Annotated in this window: 17 protein-coding genes; 14 read left to right on the forward strand and 3 right to left on the reverse strand. The window is 40.5% G+C overall.

Going from position 1 to position 21,549, the window contains the following annotated elements; genetic code table 11:
• Positions 1-91 precede the first annotated feature (91 nt).
• A complete protein-coding gene (locus tag PQ478_RS02615) occupies positions 92-1,396 on the forward strand; it encodes an ATP-binding protein (protein WP_289235753.1) in 1,305 nt (434 codons plus the stop codon).
• A gap of 65 nt (positions 1,397-1,461) precedes the next feature.
• On the opposite strand, the gene PQ478_RS02620 is transcribed toward PQ478_RS02615, so the two are convergent.
• Together PQ478_RS02620 and adh are read right to left on the reverse strand one after the other, a co-directional pair.
• Positions 1,462-1,821: a DUF779 domain-containing protein gene (locus PQ478_RS02620; protein WP_289235754.1), complete on the reverse strand. Its 360-nt coding sequence runs from the start codon at positions 1,819-1,821 to the stop codon at positions 1,462-1,464.
• 21 nt (positions 1,822-1,842) lie between these two features.
• Positions 1,843-3,363, reverse strand: a complete 1,521-nt coding sequence (adh, locus tag PQ478_RS02625) for an aldehyde dehydrogenase (RefSeq protein WP_012957480.1) — start codon at positions 3,361-3,363, stop codon at positions 1,843-1,845.
• 155 nt (positions 3,364-3,518) lie between these two features.
• Here adh and PQ478_RS02630 point away from each other — a divergent pair, with 155 nt between their 5' ends.
• The 4 genes from PQ478_RS02630 (at position 3,519) to PQ478_RS02645 (ending at position 7,635) form a co-directional block, all read left to right on the forward strand.
• Positions 3,519-4,208, forward strand: coding sequence for a pseudouridine synthase (locus PQ478_RS02630; protein WP_289235755.1), 690 nt, complete (start codon positions 3,519-3,521; stop codon positions 4,206-4,208).
• A 286-nt stretch (positions 4,209-4,494) separates the two neighbouring features.
• On the forward strand, positions 4,495-5,328 hold the full coding sequence (locus PQ478_RS02635) for an MIP/aquaporin family protein (protein WP_289235756.1): 834 nt from the start codon (positions 4,495-4,497) through the stop codon (positions 5,326-5,328).
• A gap of 21 nt (positions 5,329-5,349) precedes the next feature.
• Positions 5,350-6,855: a glycerol kinase GlpK gene (gene glpK, locus PQ478_RS02640; protein WP_289235757.1), complete on the forward strand. Its 1,506-nt coding sequence runs from the start codon at positions 5,350-5,352 to the stop codon at positions 6,853-6,855.
• A 219-nt stretch (positions 6,856-7,074) separates the two neighbouring features.
• On the forward strand, positions 7,075-7,635 hold the full coding sequence (locus PQ478_RS02645) for a glycerol-3-phosphate responsive antiterminator (RefSeq protein WP_012957484.1): 561 nt from the start codon (positions 7,075-7,077) through the stop codon (positions 7,633-7,635).
• Between the two features lie 12 nt (positions 7,636-7,647).
• On the opposite strand, the gene PQ478_RS02650 is transcribed toward PQ478_RS02645, so the two are convergent.
• Positions 7,648-8,550 (reverse strand): EamA family transporter, encoded by a 903-nt coding sequence (locus PQ478_RS02650; protein ID WP_289235758.1) that lies wholly within the window; start codon positions 8,548-8,550, stop codon positions 7,648-7,650.
• A gap of 281 nt (positions 8,551-8,831) precedes the next feature.
• Between PQ478_RS02650 and PQ478_RS02655 the strand changes: the two genes are divergently transcribed.
• From PQ478_RS02655 to PQ478_RS02695, 9 genes are all read left to right on the forward strand, one after another.
• A complete protein-coding gene (locus tag PQ478_RS02655; RefSeq protein ID WP_012957486.1) occupies positions 8,832-10,253 on the forward strand; it encodes an alanine/glycine:cation symporter family protein in 1,422 nt (473 codons plus the stop codon).
• A gap of 108 nt (positions 10,254-10,361) precedes the next feature.
• Positions 10,362-11,678, forward strand: a complete 1,317-nt coding sequence (locus PQ478_RS02660; RefSeq protein WP_289235759.1) for a polysaccharide biosynthesis protein — start codon at positions 10,362-10,364, stop codon at positions 11,676-11,678.
• Between the two features lie 256 nt (positions 11,679-11,934).
• Entirely contained in the window at positions 11,935-13,347 is a 1,413-nt protein-coding gene (gene treP / locus PQ478_RS02665) for a PTS system trehalose-specific EIIBC component (protein WP_012957488.1), read from the forward strand.
• Between the two features lie 152 nt (positions 13,348-13,499).
• Entirely contained in the window at positions 13,500-15,179 is a 1,680-nt protein-coding gene (gene treC / locus PQ478_RS02670) for an alpha,alpha-phosphotrehalase (protein WP_289235760.1), read from the forward strand.
• A 24-nt stretch (positions 15,180-15,203) separates the two neighbouring features.
• Entirely contained in the window at positions 15,204-15,920 is a 717-nt protein-coding gene (gene treR / locus PQ478_RS02675) for a trehalose operon repressor (protein WP_289235761.1), read from the forward strand.
• A gap of 388 nt (positions 15,921-16,308) precedes the next feature.
• Positions 16,309-16,791 (forward strand): glutathione peroxidase, encoded by a 483-nt coding sequence (locus tag PQ478_RS02680; RefSeq protein WP_012957491.1) that lies wholly within the window; start codon positions 16,309-16,311, stop codon positions 16,789-16,791.
• A 118-nt stretch (positions 16,792-16,909) separates the two neighbouring features.
• Positions 16,910-18,010: a nitric oxide synthase oxygenase gene (locus PQ478_RS02685; RefSeq protein WP_075683356.1), complete on the forward strand. Its 1,101-nt coding sequence runs from the start codon at positions 16,910-16,912 to the stop codon at positions 18,008-18,010.
• 186 nt (positions 18,011-18,196) lie between these two features.
• Positions 18,197-20,080 (forward strand): ABC-F family ATP-binding cassette domain-containing protein, encoded by a 1,884-nt coding sequence (locus PQ478_RS02690; RefSeq protein WP_289235762.1) that lies wholly within the window; start codon positions 18,197-18,199, stop codon positions 20,078-20,080.
• Between the two features lie 111 nt (positions 20,081-20,191).
• Positions 20,192-21,532 carry a sensor domain-containing diguanylate cyclase gene (locus tag PQ478_RS02695; protein WP_289235763.1) on the forward strand — a complete coding sequence of 447 codons (1,341 nt, stop codon included), beginning with the start codon at positions 20,192-20,194 and terminating at the stop codon, positions 21,530-21,532.
• Positions 21,533-21,549 lie beyond the last annotated feature (17 nt).

The raw sequence follows: 21,549 nt of genomic DNA on the forward strand, positions 1-21,549 counted from the left end.
TTGTCGAAAATTGTGTGAGGAAAGTTAAAGGAATCACTCACTCTATGTCGAATGTACGAAAAAGAAAAATATAAACTAGGGGTATTGAGAGATGATCATAGAGAAGTTATTACTACAAGTTCTAATTGTTTTATCTCCTGTTCTAATATATAGTGTCATTTCAAATGGAAAAAAAGAACCTCGCTTTCCTTTTTTGATGATATTTTACATGCTGGCTGGAGTATTATGCATCGTATTTTCCTACCAAACATTCGGTTTGTATTGGGACCTGCGCTATGTGATTGTCGTCTGTGCTTTTTTGTATGGAGGAGTGAGGACAGGCTGGGTGGTATTCGCTGTTTTAATGCTGACAAGAACCATTTACGGCGGAGACCATTTACCATTTGCCTATCTTTGTATTACATCTGCTGCACTAGCCGCCTATTTTTTTCAAGCCAAGTATCAGCAAGTGGTGACAAAATGGAAAAAGGTATTATTTACGATTGCGCTCTCACTTGTCCCGGTAGTTATACAGGTGACGATTACAATGATCTTAGTTAGTCAGCATGCGTTGCCGGTTATGGACGAATCGGTCTTAGCAAGCTACTTATTTTATTATGTATTGGTGATAATCATTGCGGCAGGATTCATCACACTCTTGCATGAAGCCGTTAATGAACGAAGACGAATGCAAGAAGAAATTATTCGTGCGGAGAAATTTAACACATTAGCGGGACTCGCCGCATCGATTGCTCATGAAGTGAGAAATCCTCTAACGGTAGTGAAAGGATTTCTGCAGTTAATGAAAGAAGATGACAAGAGCACGAATCAACAATATTTTTCTTTAGTACTCAATGAATTAGGTCGGGCAGAAAACATTATTAATGACTACTTGAGCTTTGCGAAGCCAGAATTGAAAAGTGTTGAAAATGTGAAGCTGCTAGAGACTGTCCAAGAAATCCAGGCACTGCTTCAGCCGTATGCGATTAAAGAGGGAGTACATTTAAATGAACTGCATGATATTGAAGAAGGGCTTTTAGTTAAGGCAGACAGAAATCAATTGAAGCAGGCTTTAATTAATTTTGTCAAAAATGCGATTGAGGCGACCCCTAATGGCGGGAATGTCAGTTTGATTGTTCAACAGACTGGTAACATGGTGACTGTTCATATCTCTGATACAGGAAAAGGAATGAATAAAGAAGAGCTTAGCAGGATTGGTTCTTTATTTTACACTACGAAAGACAAAGGAACAGGCCTCGGGACAATGGTATCGATTCGCATTATTGAGGCGATGGCAGGGATGGTTACCTTTAAAAGTAAAGAATTAGTAGGTACCACAGTCTCTGTTTCTCTACCTGTTCAAAAAGAGCCAGCAACGATTCATTCAATTAATGATAAGAAAAAAGAAGCAATGTAGTGAAGCGAAAATATTGTTATGGAAAACAGGAGAATTGGTGATAAAAACCAATTCTCCTGTTTGTATTAAGTTAATCCTAATTCGATTCTTTCTTCGTTTGTGAACACTCGTGACCGCGTTAGAAACCTTTTACCTTCAGGTCCTTCTAATGAAAACATGCCGCCACGGCCTGCCACAACATCAATAATAAGCTGCGTATGCTTCCAATATTGATATTGATCTTTGGCAATGTAGAAAGGACAATCGGCGATATGGCCGAGCAGTACATCTTGATCGCCAATATTCAATTCTCCTTGTTGGTAGCACATCGGGGAGCTGCCATCGCAGCATCCCCCCGATTGATGAAACATCAAAGGTCCGTGAATGTCTTTTAGGTAGTGTATGAATTTTAGAGTCGCGTCGGTTGCTACAACACGCTCAACCATCAGCATCCCTCCGTTCTAGATTTAAAAGAATCCAAGTGCATCTTCGCTGTAGCTAACGAGCAGGTTTTTCGTTTGCTGATAGTGGCTTAGCATCATTTTATGATTCTCACGACCAATACCTGACTTTTTGTATCCGCCAAATGCAGCATGAGCTGGGTAGGCGTGGTAGCAGTTCGTCCAGACACGTCCAGCTTGGATTTCACGTCCGAAGCGGTAGGCTGTGTTTATATTTCGTGACCATACACCTGCTCCAAGACCGTATAACGTATCGTTAGCAATGGCTAAAGCTTCTGCATCATCTTTAAATGTAGTAACTGAAACGACAGGGCCGAAAATTTCTTCTTGGAAAATACGCATATTATTTGTTCCAGCAAAGACAGTTGGCTGAACATAATAACCGTTAGCTAGATCGCCTTCAAGCTGGTTGCGTCCGCCGCCGGCAAGGCAAGTGGCGCCTTCTTGTTTTCCAATATCCAAGTAAGAAAGGATTTTTTCAAGCTGCTCTTGTGAAGCTTGTGCACCCATCATTGTATCTGGGTCTAGCGGGTTTCCGGTTTTGATTTCTTTAACACGAGCAATGACACGCTCCATAAATTCATCATAAATGGATTCGTGAACGAGGGCGCGGGACGGGCATGTACATACTTCACCTTGATTTAGGGCAAACATGACAAAGCCTTCTACCGCTTTATTTAAGAACGCATCATCCTTATCCATAATATCGGCGAAGAAAATATTTGGAGATTTGCCGCCAAGCTCTAAAGTGACCGGAATAATATTTTCAGAAGCATACTGCATAATTAAGCGGCCGGTTGTTGTCTCTCCAGTAAATGCTACTTTAGCAATACGGTTGCTTTGAGCAAGCGGCTTACCTGCCTCAACACCAAAACCGTTAACTACGTTTAATACCCCTTTTGGAAGCAGATCTTCAATCAGCTCTAATAAAACAAAGATTGAAACAGGAGTCTGCTCGGCTGGCTTTAATACAACGCAGTTTCCTGCAGCAAGCGCCGGTGCCAATTTCCAAGTTGCCATAAGAAGAGGGAAGTTCCACGGGATGATCTGTCCGACAACGCCTAAAGGCTCTTGGAAATGGTAAGCGACTGTATTCTCGTCAATTTGAGAAATGCTTCCTTCCTCAGCACGAAGGACGCCAGCGAAATAGCGGAAATGATCAACAGCAAGCGGGATATCGGCATTTAAGGTTTCACGGACAGCTTTACCGTTTTCCCATGTTTCACTTACAGCAAGCATTTCAAGGTTTTCTTCCATACGATCAGCAATTTTATTTAAAATATTCGCACGTTCTGCCGGAGACGTTTTCCCCCAGCTGTCCTTTGCGGCGTGCGCTGCATCAAGTGCTAGCTCAATATCTTCAGCAGAAGATCTAGCAACCTCGCAAAACACCTGTCCGGTTACAGGAGTAATATTTTCGAAGTATTTCCCACCTGCAGGAGGTGTCCATTCTCCGTTGATATAGTTTTCGTAACGATCCTTAAAGTGAATGAGTGCGCCTTCAGTGTTTGGGTTTTTGTAGACCATGTAAACTCCTCCTAAGTAAGTTGATATAAATGTATTGAACATCGCTTGTCCAAGATTTAATTTATGAAAGCGGTTGCAATAATAGACGTATAAACAGAGATCACATTCACATGATAAAATAGATCGAGACCCTTTATAAGAGAGGACCTGTAAATGTGAGAATTCAATTATATATGAGCAACACTGGTTATTGCTCAAGAAGAGAAACAGAAAGGCTATTGGCTGCTGGTCGAATAACGGTTAATGGTAAAACAGCGACAAAAGATACATTTGTTGATACAGATGACTGTATTTTATTAGATGGTTCGCCGGTTCCGATGAAGGAACGAAATATTTACCTTTTGTTACATAAACCAACGGGCATTGTATGTACGGCCCAAAGGCAGGTCAAAAATAATCTGATTGATTACATGAATTATCCTGAACGGATTTTTGCTGTTGGACGTCTGGATAAAGATTCTGAAGGCCTGCTTCTCTTAACGAATGATGGTGATATTGTAAACAAAATCATGCGAGTCGAAAATGGTCACGAAAAAGAATATATTGTAACCGTTGACCGTCCTTATCCTGATTCATTTTTAAAGGGTATGGCGAGTGGTGTTGAGATTCTAGATCAAGTGACAGAGCCATGTACTGTTACGAGAATCGATGAAATGACGTTTCGAATTATCTTAAAGCAAGGCTTAAATCGTCAAATTAGACGCATGACAAAAGAGTTCGGATATTATGTGACAAGACTTCGTCGCGTTCGAATTATGAACCTTTCAATAGATAGACTGCCATATGGACAATGGCGTGAATTAACAGATGAAGAACTTAATGTCTTGATGAAGGATCTTAGATGAGGGATTAGAAGTTGTTCGTACCACCTCCTATAAATAGTAGTGTACTAGAGATTCATAAAAAAGTCGAATATTATTTTATTTTTCTGAAAATATATTCCTTTTCTTAAAGACCTCTTTACAAGATTCATAGAGTCATGTATATTATAGGCAAGTTTATATTGAAGCTGATGAGTTCAATTGAGAGGCAGCTTTTTGCGAGATGTGATCTATTAAGATCGTACCTCGCAAAAAGTTGTCTCTTTTTTTGTACCCATCGGTAACCGCTTCCAAGAAAGGGGAGAGATGTATGAGTGTCTATTTAGCTGAATTAATTGGTACAATGGTTTTAATTATTTTTGGTGGAGGGGTTGTAGCCGGCGTCGTACTTAAGAAGTCAAAAGCTGAAAACTCAGGCTGGATTGTCATTACATTTGGATGGGGATTTGCCGTAGCTTTTGCTGTATATGCAGTCGGCGGAATCAGCGGAGCACATTTAAATCCTGCTGTAACGCTAGGGCTCGCTTCGGTAGGAGAATTTTCTTGGAGTTTAGTTCCAGGGTATATCATCGCTCAAATTATTGGTGCATTTATTGGTGCGTGCATTGTCTTTATTCATTATCTGCCACATTGGAGAGAAACAAAGGATCAAGGGGCAAAATTAGCGGTTTTTTCAACAGATCCAGCAATTGCGCATACGCCATCTAACTTAATTAGTGAGGCGATTGGAACGGCTGTATTATTGTTTGGGCTGCTTGCTATTGGAGCGAATCAATTTACAGAAGGATTAAATCCTTTAATTGTCGGGTTCCTTATTGTAGCCATTGGGTTGTCATTAGGAGGCACTACTGGTTATGCTATTAACCCGGCAAGGGATCTTGGGCCTCGTTTAGCACATTTCTTTCTTCCGATAGCAGGAAAAGGCTCATCGAACTGGAAGTATGCATGGGTGCCGGTTGCAGGACCTGCAATTGGAGGTGTGTTAGGAGCACAGTTCTATCACATTATGTTTAACGGTGGATCAGTTGTACCGTTATTTATTCTTATTGCACTTCTTATCATGATTAGTGCAGCGTCAAAATGGATGCCATCTGAATCAAAGGTAACAACACATTATCAAAATAACGCAGAAAACGTTTCATAACATTTAAAGGAGAGGGAAGACATGGAGAAAACATATATTCTATCAATCGACCAAGGAACAACAAGCTCACGTGCTATCCTATTTGATAAAAAAGGAGGAATTGTTCATTCTGCACAAAAGGAATTTACACAGCACTTTCCAAAGCCAGGCTGGGTAGAGCATGATGCGAATGAAATTTGGGGTTCGGTACTTTCGGTTATTGCAAGCGTTTTATCTGAAGCGGATGTGACACCTGGAGAGATTGCTGCGATCGGCATTACAAATCAGCGCGAGACGACCGTTGTATGGGACAAGCATACTGGAAAGCCTGTCTATAATGCAGTGGTTTGGCAATCAAGGCAGACAGCAGACATTTGTGAAGAATTGAAAGCAAGCGGGCATAATGAGTTATTCCGCAGCAAAACTGGATTGTTAATTGATGCGTACTTCTCCGGTACGAAAGTAAAATGGATTCTTGATAACGTGGACGGTGCAAGAGAGAAGGCGGAAGCTGGAGATTTACTATTCGGTACAATTGATACGTGGCTGATCTGGAAATTAAGCGGCGGCAAGGCGCATGTTACAGATTACACAAACGCATCTCGAACACTAATGTACAACATCTATGACTTAAAATGGGATGATGAGCTGCTTGAGATATTAACGATTCCAAAAACGATGCTGCCTGATGTTCGCTCTTCTTCTGAAGTATACGGGGAAACGGTTGATTATCATTTCTTTGGAGAACAAATTCCCATTGCAGGTGCTGCCGGCGACCAACAAGCGGCACTCTTTGGACAGGCTTGCTTTGAAAAAGGAATGGCTAAAAATACGTATGGTACAGGCTGCTTTATGTTAATGAATACAGGAGATAAAGCCGTACCATCTGAGAGCGGTCTTTTAACAACTATCGCTTGGGGGCTAGATGGAAAAGTTGAATATGCGCTAGAAGGAAGTATTTTTGTTGCAGGTTCTGCTATTCAATGGCTCCGTGATGGGATGCGCATGGTTAATCAAGCATCGGATACAGAAGGATATGCAGCTAAAGTAGACTCTACTGACGGAGTGTATATGGTTCCCGCTTTCGTTGGTCTTGGAACGCCATACTGGGATAGTGAAGCTCGCGGGGCAGTGTTTGGGTTGACTCGAGGCACTACGAAAGAACACTTTATTCGTGCGACGCTTGAGTCATTGGCATATCAAACAAAGGACGTTCTGCAAGCTATGGAAGCGGACTCTGGCATTCAATTAAGAAAGCTTCGTGCAGATGGCGGAGCGGTTAAAAATAATTTCTTAATGCAGTTCCAAAGTGATATTCTAAATGTGCCTGTTGAGCGTCCGGTGGTTAATGAAACGACTGCTTTAGGTGCTGCTTATCTTGCTGGACTTGCTGTAGGCTTCTGGGAAGATAAACAAGAAATCGCCGATAATTGGAAGATCGACCGCTCGTTTGAAGTAGAGATGGACGATGACGTGAGGCAGCCTTTATATGATGGCTGGAAGCAAGCTGTTAAATCAACAATGGGATTTAAACCAAAAGCAAAATAGTTCCTGCACTCTGACGCCCATAAAGCCGGTTATTATTTACGTGATAAATAAGACTTGCTATACTTGGGGTAAGTTAATAAAGAGTCTATGAGGAGAGGACTGCAACTTTTTTGATTAATGATTTTCGTTAAGTGATACGTTAATGAATTGATCAAGTTTAGTTGTGGTCCTTTTTTATCTTGCTTCAATTAATTATTACGTAAAGTAAGGGTGAACCATATGAACTTTAACGGTCAAAAAGTGCTGCCGGCCATCAAGCGGATGAAAGATTTTGAAAAGGTGTTATCTAATAATGACGAATATATGGTCATGCTAGATCTTCATATTGCTCAGCTTGGTGCAGTCATGAATCAAACGAAAAGGGCTAATAAAAAAGTGATTCTTCATGCTGATATGATACAAGGGCTCAGAAATGATAAATATTCCACTGAGTTTTTATGTCAGCAAATTAAACCGGCCGGTCTTATTTCAACGAGAGGCGATGTGCTTAGAACAGCTAAAAAAAATAACGTATTAGCTATCCAGCGTTTATTTTTATTAGATACGATTGCCCTAGAGACAAGCTATAAGCTGGTTGAACAGATAGAGCCCGATTTTATTGAAGTCCTTCCAGGAGTGATTCCTCACTATATCGAGAAGGTCAGAAAGGACACGAAGACTGAAGTTATAACGGGAGGGTTAATTGAAACAGAAGAGGATGCCACGAGAGCGTTTGAGGCAGGAGCGGTAGCCATTACAACCTCTAGAGAAGACTTATGGAAATTTAATATAGGCGACTAAAAAGGCTGCGAACTAACTCGCAGCCTTTTCGTTTGCCTGAATCTTGCCAGAGGCGGTCTTTCGGTTACCAACCATAATTCCTAGAAAAATAATGATGACACCGAGCCATTGAAAAATGGAAACCGCTTCGCCAAGTACGAAATAGGACATTATAACAGCGACAGGCAGTTCAGCCGACGTTAAAATGGTCCCAAGACCGGAGCCGACATGCGGCATGCCAACAGAAAATAATAATGGCGGCAGGGCGACTCCAAATAAACCTAACATTAATCCATAGAACACAATGTCACTTGATAACGGTGTGTGAAGAACGACCATCGGCGGAAAAATAAAGAGAACTAAAATGAAGCTTCCTGTAGCAAATAGTGTACTGCGCTGAATAGCAGGAAGATGTGTGCCTGCTGAACTGCTTAAGTACACAAATAAAGAAAAGGTGATGGATGAAAGAAATCCCCAAAAGGCTCCGATCCAAGTAAAAGATGAGCCTCCGTTTGTCCCAATCCCAGCTGCAAGAAAAGATCCAGCTAACAAGACAGCAATTGAAACCAGCTTTACTTTGCTCGGACGCTTATTTTGTAAGAGCCATTCAAGTAAGGACCCTACCCAGACAAATTGAAAAAGAAAGATGATAGCAAGGGAAGCATCCAGTGTTTCTAGAGCTTGATAATAAAATAAGCCTGTTAAAGCCATTGGTATACCTGCTGCAAACATTGTCAAAATGGATGTAATAGGCAGTTTAACTTTTGGAGAAAAGAGGAAAATAACCCAAAGCAAAACAATGCCGAAAGTAAATTGACTTAGTGTCACAATACTAAGGGTGTATCCTGCACCATATGCCAGCTTAACGAACGTTGATAAGATCCCTAAACAGCATCCGCCGATTAAGATAAGAATGGGGTATATCCATGATTTCATATCTCGAAACTCTCCCTTCAAAATAAAAAAGCCACACATCTGCCAAAAAGCAGTTGTGTGGCGAAAATAAGAGATGATCCTCTTAGAAAAATCCACTTCCTATAAACTAGGTTTTGATATAAAAATGATTGTCTTATGTGTTCATCTGTTAATTTTATTGTAAGAGGGGAAGATAGACCTGTCAATATAAGGGTTGTGTATTTTGAAATTTCAGAAAAATATCGTTTTACAGAATGCTTGTTTATAATAAACAAGATACTAAATTAAAGAGGTGAGTAAATTTGGAGAGTATTTTAAACGGGTTAAACTGGATCGTTGATGGCGGAAATAACCTGCTGTGGACGTACGTCTTAATCGCATTGCTGCTTGGCCTTGGCGTATACTTCACCATTGTTACGAAGTTTGTACAAGTAAGACTTTTTGGTGAGATGTTCCGAGTGATCACAGAGAAAAAAGATGGTAACAAAGGAATATCTGCTTTCCAAGCGTTTACGATCAGTACGGCTTCCCGTGTAGGAACTGGTAACTTAGCAGGGGTAGCGATTGCGATTGCGCTTGGAGGACCTGGTGCGATTTTTTGGATGTGGGTTGTAGCACTTATTGGTATGGCAACAGCTTTTATTGAAAGTACGTTAGCACAAGTGTATAAAGTTAGAGACGGCGAGCAGTTCCGCGGCGGGCCGGCTTATTACATGGAGAAGGCTTTAAATAAACGCGGCTTAGGAATTATTTTTGCTGTTTTAATCACTCTATGTTTTGGCTTAATCTTTAATGCGGTACAAGCTAACACAATTACGCTGGCTTTTGAAAACGCATTTAATTTTGATCGTTTTGTGATTGGAATTATTGTTGCGGTATTAGCAGGCTTAGTTATTTTTGGCGGCGTTAAACGAATTGCAAGTGTGACACAGATTGTTGTTCCAGTGATGGCTATTATTTATTTAGTGATTGCCTTCTTTATCGTTATTACAAACTTTACGCAAATTCCAGCTGTTTTTAACTTAATTATTACTAATGCATTTGGAATTAATGAAATCATTGGAGGAGGAATCGGTGCTGCAATTATGCAAGGGGTACGCCGTGGTTTATTCTCGAATGAAGCCGGTATGGGTAGTGTGCCGAATGCTGCAGCAACGGCAAATGTAAGCCACCCTGCTAAACAAGGATTAGTACAATCCCTTGGAGTATTTGTTGATACGATGATTATTTGTTCAGCAACGGCTTTCATGATCCTTCTTACAGATGTGTATCAAACAGGTGAATCAAATGGAATTGTATTAACGCAAAGTGCACTAACACAGCATATTGGCTCGTGGGCTCCAAGCTTTGTAGCGATTGCTATCTTATTGTTTGCCTTTAGTTCAATCATCGGTAACTACTACTATGGTGAAACAAATATTGAATTCATTCGCGAGAGCTCTGCGTGGAAAACCGTTTATCGTGTAGCTGTATTACTAATGGTTCTGTTCGGCTCTGTTGCAGAGATTATTCTTGTGTGGAACATGGCAGATTTATTTATGGGATTAATGGCTGTATTAAACTTAGTCGTGATCTTCCTAATTGGTAAGGTAGCGCTCGATGTGTTGAAAGATTACACGGCACAGCGCAAGGCAGGGAAAAATCCTGTGTTTTATGCAAGAAATATTACTGGTTTGAAAAATACAGAATGCTGGGATGAACAAGCGGAGAGAGACCGTCAGTAAACCTATCTAGACACCTACTCATATGGTAGGTGTTTTTTTTGATTGTAAAAAGCGCCCATATTTTCTCTACTTGTCTCATATATAAGAAGGTGAGGGAGTGGGGCTTGTATGAATACGTTTGTTAAAGGTGCTGTTTTACTGATTATTGTCGCGTTTGTTGGTGAGTGCTTAGAGTTTTTGATTAATCTGGTGCTTGCAAGAGAATTAGGGGAAGAAGGACTTGGGTTATATATGTCAATCCTTCCTACCGTTTTATTTGTCGTCGTCATTGCCAGTTTAGAGCTGCCTATATCTATTTCGAAATTTGTAGCGGAAAAAGAACCCATTTACCACCGAAGCATGCTTTCTCATGCCCTGCGTTTTGCTTCAGTATGTACTGTCGTTTTTGTCGTACTAGCTTTTGTGATTTTGCCGATGATACCTGTTTTTGACCACTATCATCCGGCTACACCAATGTTATTTATTATTTTAATCCCGATTATTGCCTTCTCCTCTGTTGCTAGAGGGTATTTTATGGGTGCTCAGGATATGAGAAAAGTGGCTGTGGCCAACTTTTTAAGGCGAGCTGGCCAGCTTGTGTTGTTAGTTCTAGTTTTTTCTTTGTTCTCATTTGAAGCGGGTACGGCAATTTTTGTTTCATTATGTGCGCTTATAGCTACTGAAATGATTGTACTCACTTACTTGCTTATTTCTTTTTACTTACAAATGAACACGTTAAAAAAGCAGCCGCAAGCAAAGCTCTCAGGAAGCTCTGTACGCAGATCACTGCTTCAAGTTTCCTTGCCGACCACAGGGCTCCGGATTTTTCACGCTGCTTCTTTTGCTGTTAAACCGTTTCTCATTAAAGAAGCGTTAGTTAGAGCTGGAATGATAGATACCATGGCTATGGTTCAGTACGGTAAACTTGCCGGCGTTGCCTTTACAATTGGCTTTTTCCCAGCTTTCATTGCTCATTCATTATTAATTGTCCTTATTCCCGCTGTGTCAGAAGCCTATTCTAAAGGAGACATAGAGAGGCTTCAGAAATTACTTAGACGTGTGATGCTGACGACTTTTCTATATGGCATTCCTGCTGTTTACGTCTTTTATTTCTATGCAGAACCCTTGACTAGTCTCTTTTTTGAAGATTCTCCTGCCGCAGGATATTTACAGCTGCTCGTCCCTTACTTTTTATTTCATTACTTTGTGATGCCGATGCAGGCGTACTTAATTGGACTCGGACTTGTTAAAGATGCTTTCTGGCACGCCGTATGGGCTACCACTTTATCGTTTATTTTAATGTTTGTATTAGGGTCCCGTCCGGAATTTGGAATGGGCGGAATTATCATCGGTATGAATTTAGGGGCGGTATTACTCACCTTGATGCATTATATGACGATTACCAAGAAGATTCATTTGACGGTACTGCTTAGAAAACAAGCTTAATACCTTTTTATTTTGATGAGCACATTTGTGTTCATCTTTTTTATTTAGGGTAAAGAGAAGAAAGTGAAAAAAATGTCGAAAAAAATGATTGACGAAGTTGTATATACAAGATAAAATGAAAACGTAATCACAACATGTATATACAAATAGAGACAAGACACATATTTATTTGTAGTTAAGAAACACTATAGGAAAAAACGACGTCATTTTTCATTTTTACGAAGGAAATGAAAACGTTAACAGAGGGGGAAAGAAAATGAGTGCTAACAAAGAAGCTGCTAAGCAAATACTTGAGGCTATCGGTGGTAAAGAGAATATTGCTTCAGCTACACATTGTGTAACTCGTCTGCGTTTTGCTTTACATGATGAAGGGAAAGTGGACAAAGAAAAACTAGAAAATATCGACATTGTTAAAGGTTCATTTTCAACAAATGGGCAGTTCCAAGTTATTATTGGACAAGGCTTAGTCGATAAAGTATTTAAAGAATTAGTTGTCCTTGCTGGTATTTCTGAAGCATCTAAAGAAGAAACTAAGACAGCAGCGGCTAAGAATCTAAACCCCATACAGCGTGCTATAAAAGTACTGGCCGATGTGTTTATCCCGATCCTTCCTGCGATTGTTACAGCTGGTTTATTAATGGGGATCAACAACATTCTAACAGCACCTGGGATCTTTGGAAGTGAATCGGTTGTTGAGATGTTCCCGCAATGGGCAGACTTTGCCAACATCATTCACCTAATTGCTAATACCGCCTTTGTCTTCTTGCCGGCACTAATCGGTTGGTCAGCGGTCAAGCGGTTTGGCGGGAATGAACTCCTCGGGGTTGTACTCGGCTTAATGCTCGTTCACCCAGATTTATTGAATGCTTGGGCTTACGGGGAAGCACTCGAAGCAGGAGAAATTCCTTATTGGAACTTGTTTGGACTTGATATTGCGCAAGTTGGATACCAAGGTCAGGTTCTTCCGATCTTAATTGCATCATTTGTCCTTGCAAAAATTGAAATTGCCCTTAAAAAACGTATTCCTGATGGATTCCAGCTATTAGTTGTAGCACCTATTGCTCTTCTTGTTACTGGCTTCTTATCTTTCATTGTGATTGGTCCGATTACATTTGCGATTGGTAATGGGATTACAGATTTATTTGTAGGTATTTTTGATAACTTCGCTGCGATTGGCGGCTTGTTATATGGTGCGATTTATGCGCCGCTTGTTATTACAGGTATGCACCACACATTCCTTGCGGTTGATCTTCAGTTAATCGGAAGTACAGGTGCAACATTCTTATGGCCGATTGTGGCCTTATCAAATATTGCTCAAGGTTCTGCAGCACTAGCGATGTACTTTGTGCTACGTGATGACAAAGTTAAAGGACTATCATTTACATCTGCAGTGTCAGCCTATCTTGGTATTACAGAACCAGCTATGTTTGGGGTCAACCTTCGTTACCGTTTCCCATTCATCTGTGCAATTATCGGTTCTGCCCTTGCAGCAGTGTGGATTACTCTTAATGCGGTGACTGCCCCAGCTATTGGTGTCGGCGGACTGCCAGCAGTATTCTCGATTACAAGCGGAAAATGGATGGTCTTCTCCATTGGTATGGCGATCGCATTTATTGTACCGATTGTATTAACGTTCTTATTTGCAAAAATCCGCAAGCCTAACCTGTAAGTAAAGGGTTGCATTGTACGTGAAGCCATTTGTAGATCAGCTTATTCAAAGTGAATAAAGGCTGAGTACAAATGGCTTTCTTGTTTTTTAAACGCAATAAAGGTAAACTTGTATATACAAGTTATTGATGATTAGAAAGGTGTGTAGATAACATGAATGAATGGTGGAGAAAATCAGTCGTTTACCAAATCTATCCTAAGAGCTTTAATGATACAACTGGAAATGGTGTGGGTGACTTACAAGGTATTATTGAAAAGCTAGATTATCTAAAAGATTTAGGAGTAGACGTTCTGTGGCTAACTCCGGTATATGCGTCTCCTCAAAAAGATAATGGATATGATATTAGTGATTACTATTCCATTCATGGTGAGTATGGGACGATGGAAGACTTTGATCGATTATTAAGTGAAACGCATAATCGCGGAATGAAACTAATTATGGATTTAGTAGTAAACCATACATCAACAGAGCACCAATGGTTTAAGGAATCTCAGCAATCAAAAGACAATAAATATCGTGATTTTTATATTTGGAAGGATGCTGTAGACGGTGCTGAGCCGACGAATTGGCAGTCTAAGTTTGGAGGGAATGCTTGGAAGTGGGATCCTGAAACAGAGCAATATTACTTGCACCTGTTTGATGTTACTCAAGCTGACTTGAACTGGGAAAATGAAGAGCTTCGTAAGCATGTATATGATATGATGCACTTCTGGTTTGATAAAGGAATTGATGGATTTAGATTAGATGTAATTAACTTAATTTCAAAAGACCAGACATTCCCGAATGATGATGGATCTGTCGCACCTGGAGATGGTCGTAAGTTTTACACAGACGGCCCTCGTGTGCATGAATACTTGCAGGAAATGAACCGTGAAGTCCTTTCAAAATACGATAGTATGACTGTAGGTGAAATGTCATCGACATCAATTGATCATTGTATAAAATACTCAAACCCAGACCGAAATGAACTTAGCATGACGTTTAATTTCCACCATTTGAAAGTTGATTATCCAAATGGGGAGAAATGGGCAATTGCTAATTTTGATTTCCAAGCACTAAAGCAGATTTTAACTAAATGGCAAGTGGAAATGCACAAAGGTGGGGGATGGAATGCCTTGTTCTGGTGCAACCATGATCAGCCGCGTGTGGTCACTCGTTATGGAAATGATCAAGAATTTCATAAAGAGTCTGCCAAAATGCTTGCTACAACCGTTCATATGATGCAAGGAACTCCTTATGTGTATCAAGGCGAAGAGTTTGGAATGACCGACCCTAAATTCACATCCATCGATCAGTATCGTGATGTAGAAACACTAAATTACTACAAAATCATGAAAGAAAAAGGCATTGATGAAGCAGAAATTATGGAGATCATTAAGCGCAAGTCCCGTGATAATTCAAGAACTCCTGTACAATGGAATACTGATGAGCATGCGGGATTTACAACAGGAACTCCGTGGATTGGCGTAAGTGATAACTACAAGCAAATTAACGCAGAAAATGCTGTGGCAGACCCTTCATCAATTTTTTACCATTATAAAAATTTAATTCAGCTGCGTAAAGAGTACGATGTGATTACTTATGGAAACTATAAGTTGATCTTAGAAGATGATGATCAGATCTTTGCTTATGTACGTGAATACGAAGATGAGCTCTTGCTTGTCGTCAATAATTTCTACGGAAAGGAAGCGTCGGTAGAACTAGCTTCAGTCATTGAGGGTTATGGCCAATCTAAATTACTGCTTTCCAATTATGATGATTCATCCGAAGTATCTGAATTAACAACGCTTCGTCCTTACGAATCACTCGTTTATCACTTACAGAAATCATGATAAAATACTGTTGGGTGGTAATTCATGACAAAGAACAAATTTAGGTTAATCTATGATCAATTAGCAACAGAGATTCAAAAAGGAATGATCCAGCCTGGTGAACTGCTTCCCTCAGAAAATGAGTTAGCTGACACCTATCAGGCTTCACGAGAAACAATCCGTAAAGCATTAAAGCTTTTATCTGAGCATGGTTACATTCAAAAGGTTCAAGGGAAAGGCTCGATTGTTTTAGATATTAGTAAAATTGATTTTCCTATTTCAGGACTTGTCAGCTTTAAGGAGCTGGCTGATAAAATGGGAAAGCGTGCAAAAACAACAGTTGTAACCTTTAGTCGTGACCGTGTAAATGATTTTCTACGCGAACATCTTCAAGCCGTGGATGGTGAAGAGGTTTGGTCGGTTGCGCGTGTCCGTGAGATCGATGGGGAGAAAATTATTTTAGACAAAGATTTCTTACGAGTTGACTTGGTGCCTGTTTTAACCAAGAAAGATTGTGAAGAGTCGATCTATGCTCATATTGAAGAAGAGCTTGGACTAGTCGTCAGCTTTGCTAAAAAAGAAATTACCGTAGAAGAGCCGACGGAGGAAGATATGGAGCTGCTTGACCTAGAAGGATACTCAAATGTTGTAGTTGTCAAAAGTCATGTCTATCTTGATGATGCCAAGCTTTTTCAGTATACCGAATCACGACATAGACCAGATAAATTCCGTTTTGTCGATTTTGCTAGACGTGCAAAATAAGGAGAAGGAGCTGTTCCCTAATGGGGACAGCTCTTTTCTCGTTTAATTTTGGGGCGAGTGAGGGAGTGAGTGATGATTGACGCAATTGCTCTCTGCAAGAATACAATTCCGGGTACACTAGATACAATAAGCGGATGAATCGGCGCAATAACGTGTGATCGGCGCAATTGTGCCCGCTAATGACGCAATTGTTCCGGGAACAAGCGCAATCGGCTGTCTGACAGACGCATAAACGGTTTGAAAATATACAAAAGCAGCAGCCTAGCGAAAATTAAGCACCTAGAGAGTCTGTAGCTGATCCGAGCAATATATTAGGTAGTTGTGTATGGTTTTTGTATAATGTATTTGTACATTTCATGCAAATGTTTTTATAAGGAGGAACACAACCATGTCAACCGTACATGACTTTACTGTTCAGTCGACTAAAGGGGAAGAAGTCTCTTTATCGACTTACAAAGGTCAAATAATGCTAATTGTAAATACAGCGACAAAATGCGGCCTTGCTCCACAGTTTAAAGGGTTAGAAAAGCTTCATCAGCAGTACAAAGACAAAGGACTGGCAGTGCTCGGCTTTCCGTGCAACCAGTTTATGAATCAAGAGCCTGTTAGTGATGAACAAATGACAGAAGCTTGTGAGATCAATTTCGGGGTGACTTTCCCGCTATTTGCGAAAATTAATGTGAACGGATCGGATGCCCATCCACTTTACAAACATCTTAAAAAAGAACAAAAAGGTCTGCTCAGCTCAGAAATCAAATGGAACTTTACTAAATTCTTAGTTGATAAAAATGGTGAAGTCGTCAAACGGTTTGGACCGAATACTTCTCCTGAGAAAATGGAAGATGAAATTAAGGAATTATTAGGGCAATAATAAATCGTAGCTATTTGGATACAATTTTATGATCCAAATGGCTTTTTTGTCTGTAAAATAGATATCATAAGAGAAAACGGGATCATATTAAGAACGGAATCATAAAGGTGGCGAGGGAATGAATGCGAGTAATCAGCCAACTAAATTAAAGAGTGAAGCGGCTTCCTTTTTAACTCAATGTTACTCAGAACTGGGCTTATCTAATATACAATTAAACCAACGGATAGATGAAGTAAATCAAGAAATTGAGCAAACGGGTACATATACACACACAAGAGAAGAGCTTAGGCACGGTGCAAAAATGGCTTGGAGAAACAGTAACCGCTGTATCGGACGTTTATTTTGGGAATCAATGCATGTTCTTGATGAAAGGGGCTTGAGTAAAGAAGAAGAGGTTGCTGACGCTCTTTTTTATCATTTAACCTATGCCACAAATGAAGGCAAAGTCATCCCAACTATAACGGTTTTTAAGCCTGCATCGAACAATCAGGTACCGGTCCGCATATGGAACCACCAATTAATTCGTTATGCAGGGTATGAAACAGAGAGTGGAACTATTGGAGACCCTGCTTCTATTGCCTTTACGAAGCAGTGTGAGGAACTTGGCTGGAAGGGAGAAGGGACCCCGTTTGATGTGCTGCCTCTAGTCATTCAATGCGGCAAGCGAACACCAAAGTGGTTTGAGATTCCAAAAGAGTGCATCATGGAAGTGCCGCTTACTCACCCGACAAAGCCTCAATTTAAGCAATTGAACTTAAAATGGTATGGTGTGCCGTTTATTTCAGATATGCGGCTTGAAATTGGGGGCATTGATTATGTCGCAGCACCTTTTAATGGCTGGTATATGGGAACTGAAATTGGAGCAAGGAATTTGGCAGATGAAACAAGATATCATATGCTGCCAAAAGTGGCGGGGATTTTTGGGCTCGATTGTGAGAGAGAAGCTTATTTATGGAGGGATGCAGCGCTGGTTGAATTAAATCGTGCGGTCCTTTATTCGTTTAAAGAAGCAGGAGTGAGCATTGTGGATCACCACACAGCAGCCAAGCAGTTCAAGCGATTTGAGGAAAGAGAAGAGGATGCTGGCAGACCGGTGACTGGGATGTGGAGCTGGCTGATCCCGCCAATGTCTCCTGCAGCAACTCATATTTTCCATAAAGATTACGATAACAAAGTAGTAAGTCCGAATTATTTTTATCAAGAGCAGCCTTACAAGTAAAAGTATGCTTTCTTATTGTGTCTGGCAAAAAGTGTCCGCCAATAAGAAAGGATGCTTTTTTTATATGATGGTGCAAGGGATTGGTCGTTACGATACAATTAATAAGATACAATTAAGAAGCAGTAAAAGATAAAATGTTAGACAGCATAAATATATTGTGAAGTTACGCAGAAAAGGACGGATAGAATGAGCATTTTACAAGTAGAGCATTTAACCAAAACATATGGGGATAAAACTCTTTTCAATGATCTTTCATTTACAATTAATCAAAAAGAGAGAATTGGATTGATCGGTATAAACGGCACTGGAAAATCAACTCTTTTGAAGGTGCTTGCTAAAATAGAAGGAATGGATTCAGGCGAATTAATTCATGCGAATGATTTTCAGATTGAATATTTGCCGCAGCAGCCGGAGCTTGAAGCAGGTTTAACTGTGCTTGAGCAGATCTATTACGGAGACTCACCAATTATGAAGACGATGAGAGCATATGAAGAAATGGTCTTAGAGCTTGAACGTGATCCGGCTAATGAAAAGAAATTAGCTTCCTTAATGAAGCTGCAGCAGAAAATGGACGAGCTTGAAGCGTGGGAAGCGAATACGACTGCTAAGACAATTTTATCGAAGCTTGGTATAACGGATTACACGGAAAAAATAGATTCCCTTTCTGGCGGACAGAAAAAACGGGTTGCGATTGCGAAAGCACTGATTCAGCCAGCGGACCTTCTATTATTAGATGAGCCTACTAACCACTTAGACCATGCAATAATTGAATGGCTTGAAGGGTTCCTCGCTCAGTACCGCGGGGCATTTATCGTCATTACGCATGATCGTTATTTCTTAACGCGCGTCACGAATAAGATGATTGAACTTGACCGTGGCAGGCTTCATACATATGAGGGGAATTATGAAGAATATCTTTCATTGAAAGCGGAACGAGAAGAACAAGAGCATACGCAAGAAAGAAAGCGCCAAAATCTCTTAAGAAGAGAGCTTGCTTGGCTGCACCGCGGGGCGAAGGCAAGAACGACAAAACAGAAGGCAAGAATTCAGCGGGTAGATGAGTTGAAAGAAGATACACCTGAGTTTTTGAATCGAGAGTTTGATTTTGCTATTGGCTCAACGAGACTCGGCAAACAGGTGCTTGAAGTAAAAGGTTTAACAAAGCAATTTGGGGATAAACAGTTAATAACAAATTTGAATTATTTGATCGTAAAAGGTGAACGACTTGGAATTGTCGGCCCTAATGGAAGCGGGAAAACGACGCTGCTTCAACTGCTCGCAGGCAGAGAAAAACCAACAAGCGGTGAGGTCCTTGTTGGTGAAACAGTCAAAATTGGATATTACACTCAAGAAGATGAAGAGATTGATGGAGGCCTTCGTGTTATTGACTATATAAAAGAAGTGGCGGAGGTTGTTCATACAGTTAACCATGAGGTCATTACAGCCGAGCAAATGCTTGAGCGTTTCTTATTTCCTCGTTCGATGCAGTATACGTATGTAAGACGTTTATCAGGCGGTGAGAAGCGTCGATTGTATCTTTTAAAAATCCTGATGGGAGAGCCGAATGTGTTATTCCTTGATGAGCCGACAAATGATCTTGATACACAAACTCTTTCTGTCCTTGAAGATTACTTAGATCAGTTCCCGGGTGTCGTTGTCACCGTTTCGCATGACCGCTATTTTCTCGATCGGGTGGTTGATCATTTGCTTGTCTTTAAAGGAGAAGGCAGCATAGAACGATTCCAAGGACATTATAGTGACTTCCTTCAATCACAAGAAGAAAATGCAGCTCTTCAAAAAGTGAAAGAGAAAACAGAAACACCTAAAGTAGAAAAAACAAAACGAAAATTATCTTACCATGAGCAAAAAGAGTGGGACGGTATTGAAGAGAAAATTGAGAAGCTCGAAATGAAAACAGCAGAGCTAGAAGAAGCGATTACTAAAGCAGGAAGTGACTACGGGAAAATAAGTGATTTGATGAGTGAGAAAGAAAAGGTTGAAGCTGAGCTGAATCATACGATGGAACGCTGGGAAGAACTCTCTATACTCATTGAAGAACTTCAAGGTTAGAAAAAAGGTACAAAAAAGTTGTACAAAGCCCTCGCATAATCGACATAATACGATACAATGTAGTAAGAAGGAACGGAACATTAAGTATGATTACGTGAAGGGGTGAGGGATATGGATGCATCAATTCAAGACGATCGAATGTTTGAGCAAGCATTTCGCTACTCTACGATTGGGCTAGTGATCCTTGATATAGATGGGACCTATTTGAAAGTGAATGAAGCATATTGTCAGATTACCAATAGACAAGAGGAGAGCATTTTGTCTCAAATATTCATCGACCATATTCATCCCCTTTACCGAAACGAGGTAGCAGACTCTTTTCATACATTATTACACGAAGAAAAAAGGTCCGTGAATCAAGAGGTCATGCTCGATACCCTCAGTGAAAGCGATAGCTGGGTAGAGCTTAGTATTTCACTTATACGAGACGACGAGGCCGGCAGACAGCATTATCTCATTCAAGTTCAGGACCTCACGATTCAAAGAACAATTTCTAGCAAGTTAAAGGTTAGTGAGGCTAAGTTAAATCAAGTTATCGAAACGGTTCCGAGCGGCCTTGTGATGATGGATCAAACAGGAATAATTATTTTCGCCAATCAGTTAGCTGAGGAGATATTAAAGGTTCGTCTTGATGGTGGAGTACGAGAAGGGGTACGTTCAAGCTATAATGCACCGGAATGGAAAAACAGGCATTTAGATGGCAGACCGATGACAGACGAGGAACTTCCCTTCTCGGTTGTTATGAGAACGAGACAGCCTGTATTTGGGATAGAGCATATGATCGAAGGTGAGGGAGGAGAGAAAACCCTCATCTCCGTCAATGCAGCTCCGTTGTATGATGAATTTGATCAGATTACAGGCGTCCTATGTTCAATCACTGATATTACCGCTCAAAAAATAACCGAACAGCAATTGCTAGAAGCTAATTTACTTTTTAAACGCAAATCAGAAATCGATGGGCTGACAGGCATTCCTAATAGGCGTTCTTTCGATAAAACCTTGCAGGCTGAGTGGGATGAGAGTGAAAGAGCAGGGTCTCTTTTAACATTAATTATGCTCGATCTTGATTCATTTAAACACTTCAATGATACTTATGGCCATCAGAAAGGTGATGATTGCTTAAGGGAAGTTGCCGCAGCCATTGATAGAGTGGTGCAAGACCACAAAGGTTTCCTAGCCCGTTACGGTGGAGAAGAATTTACCGTCATTAAGCGAGGAGCGAGTCTTGAGGAGAGCAGATATTTAGCTGAAGAAATTAAAGAGGTGGTCTATCAACTCCAGATTCCTCATCAGACATCAGTCATCAATAATGTAGTAACGGTGAGTGTAGGAGTAGCAGTAAAACAAAATGAACATTGCAGGGACAGTAAAATGCTCTTTGACTGGGCGGACCAAGCAATGTATCAAGCGAAGAAAAAAGGCCGGAATCAAGTACTGGTTTATAACAAATAATACAAAAGCAACCAAAG

Source organism: Alkalihalophilus pseudofirmus (assembly GCF_029094545.1).
GTDB lineage: Bacteria > Bacillota > Bacilli > Bacillales > Bacillaceae_D > Alkalihalophilus > Alkalihalophilus pseudofirmus.

Coding starts and splice junctions, on each gene's coding strand:
- PQ478_RS02695 (WP_289235763.1), top strand. CDS start 20,192: ATGGATGCATCAATTCAAGACGATCGAATGTTTGAGCAAGCATTTCGC.
- PQ478_RS02650 (WP_289235758.1), bottom strand. CDS start 8,550: ATGAAATCATGGATATACCCCATTCTTATCTTAATCGGCGGATGCTGT.
- PQ478_RS02690 (WP_289235762.1), top strand. CDS start 18,197: ATGAGCATTTTACAAGTAGAGCATTTAACCAAAACATATGGGGATAAA.
- PQ478_RS02680 (WP_012957491.1), top strand. CDS start 16,309: ATGTCAACCGTACATGACTTTACTGTTCAGTCGACTAAAGGGGAAGAA.
- treC (WP_289235760.1), top strand. CDS start 13,500: ATGAATGAATGGTGGAGAAAATCAGTCGTTTACCAAATCTATCCTAAG.
- PQ478_RS02615 (WP_289235753.1), top strand. CDS start 92: ATGATCATAGAGAAGTTATTACTACAAGTTCTAATTGTTTTATCTCCT.
- PQ478_RS02635 (WP_289235756.1), top strand. CDS start 4,495: ATGAGTGTCTATTTAGCTGAATTAATTGGTACAATGGTTTTAATTATT.
- PQ478_RS02645 (WP_012957484.1), top strand. CDS start 7,075: ATGAACTTTAACGGTCAAAAAGTGCTGCCGGCCATCAAGCGGATGAAA.
- PQ478_RS02685 (WP_075683356.1), top strand. CDS start 16,910: ATGAATGCGAGTAATCAGCCAACTAAATTAAAGAGTGAAGCGGCTTCC.
- adh (WP_012957480.1), bottom strand. CDS start 3,363: ATGGTCTACAAAAACCCAAACACTGAAGGCGCACTCATTCACTTTAAG.
- treP (WP_012957488.1), top strand. CDS start 11,935: ATGAGTGCTAACAAAGAAGCTGCTAAGCAAATACTTGAGGCTATCGGT.
- PQ478_RS02660 (WP_289235759.1), top strand. CDS start 10,362: ATGAATACGTTTGTTAAAGGTGCTGTTTTACTGATTATTGTCGCGTTT.
- treR (WP_289235761.1), top strand. CDS start 15,204: ATGACAAAGAACAAATTTAGGTTAATCTATGATCAATTAGCAACAGAG.
- glpK (WP_289235757.1), top strand. CDS start 5,350: ATGGAGAAAACATATATTCTATCAATCGACCAAGGAACAACAAGCTCA.
- PQ478_RS02620 (WP_289235754.1), bottom strand. CDS start 1,821: ATGGTTGAGCGTGTTGTAGCAACCGACGCGACTCTAAAATTCATACAC.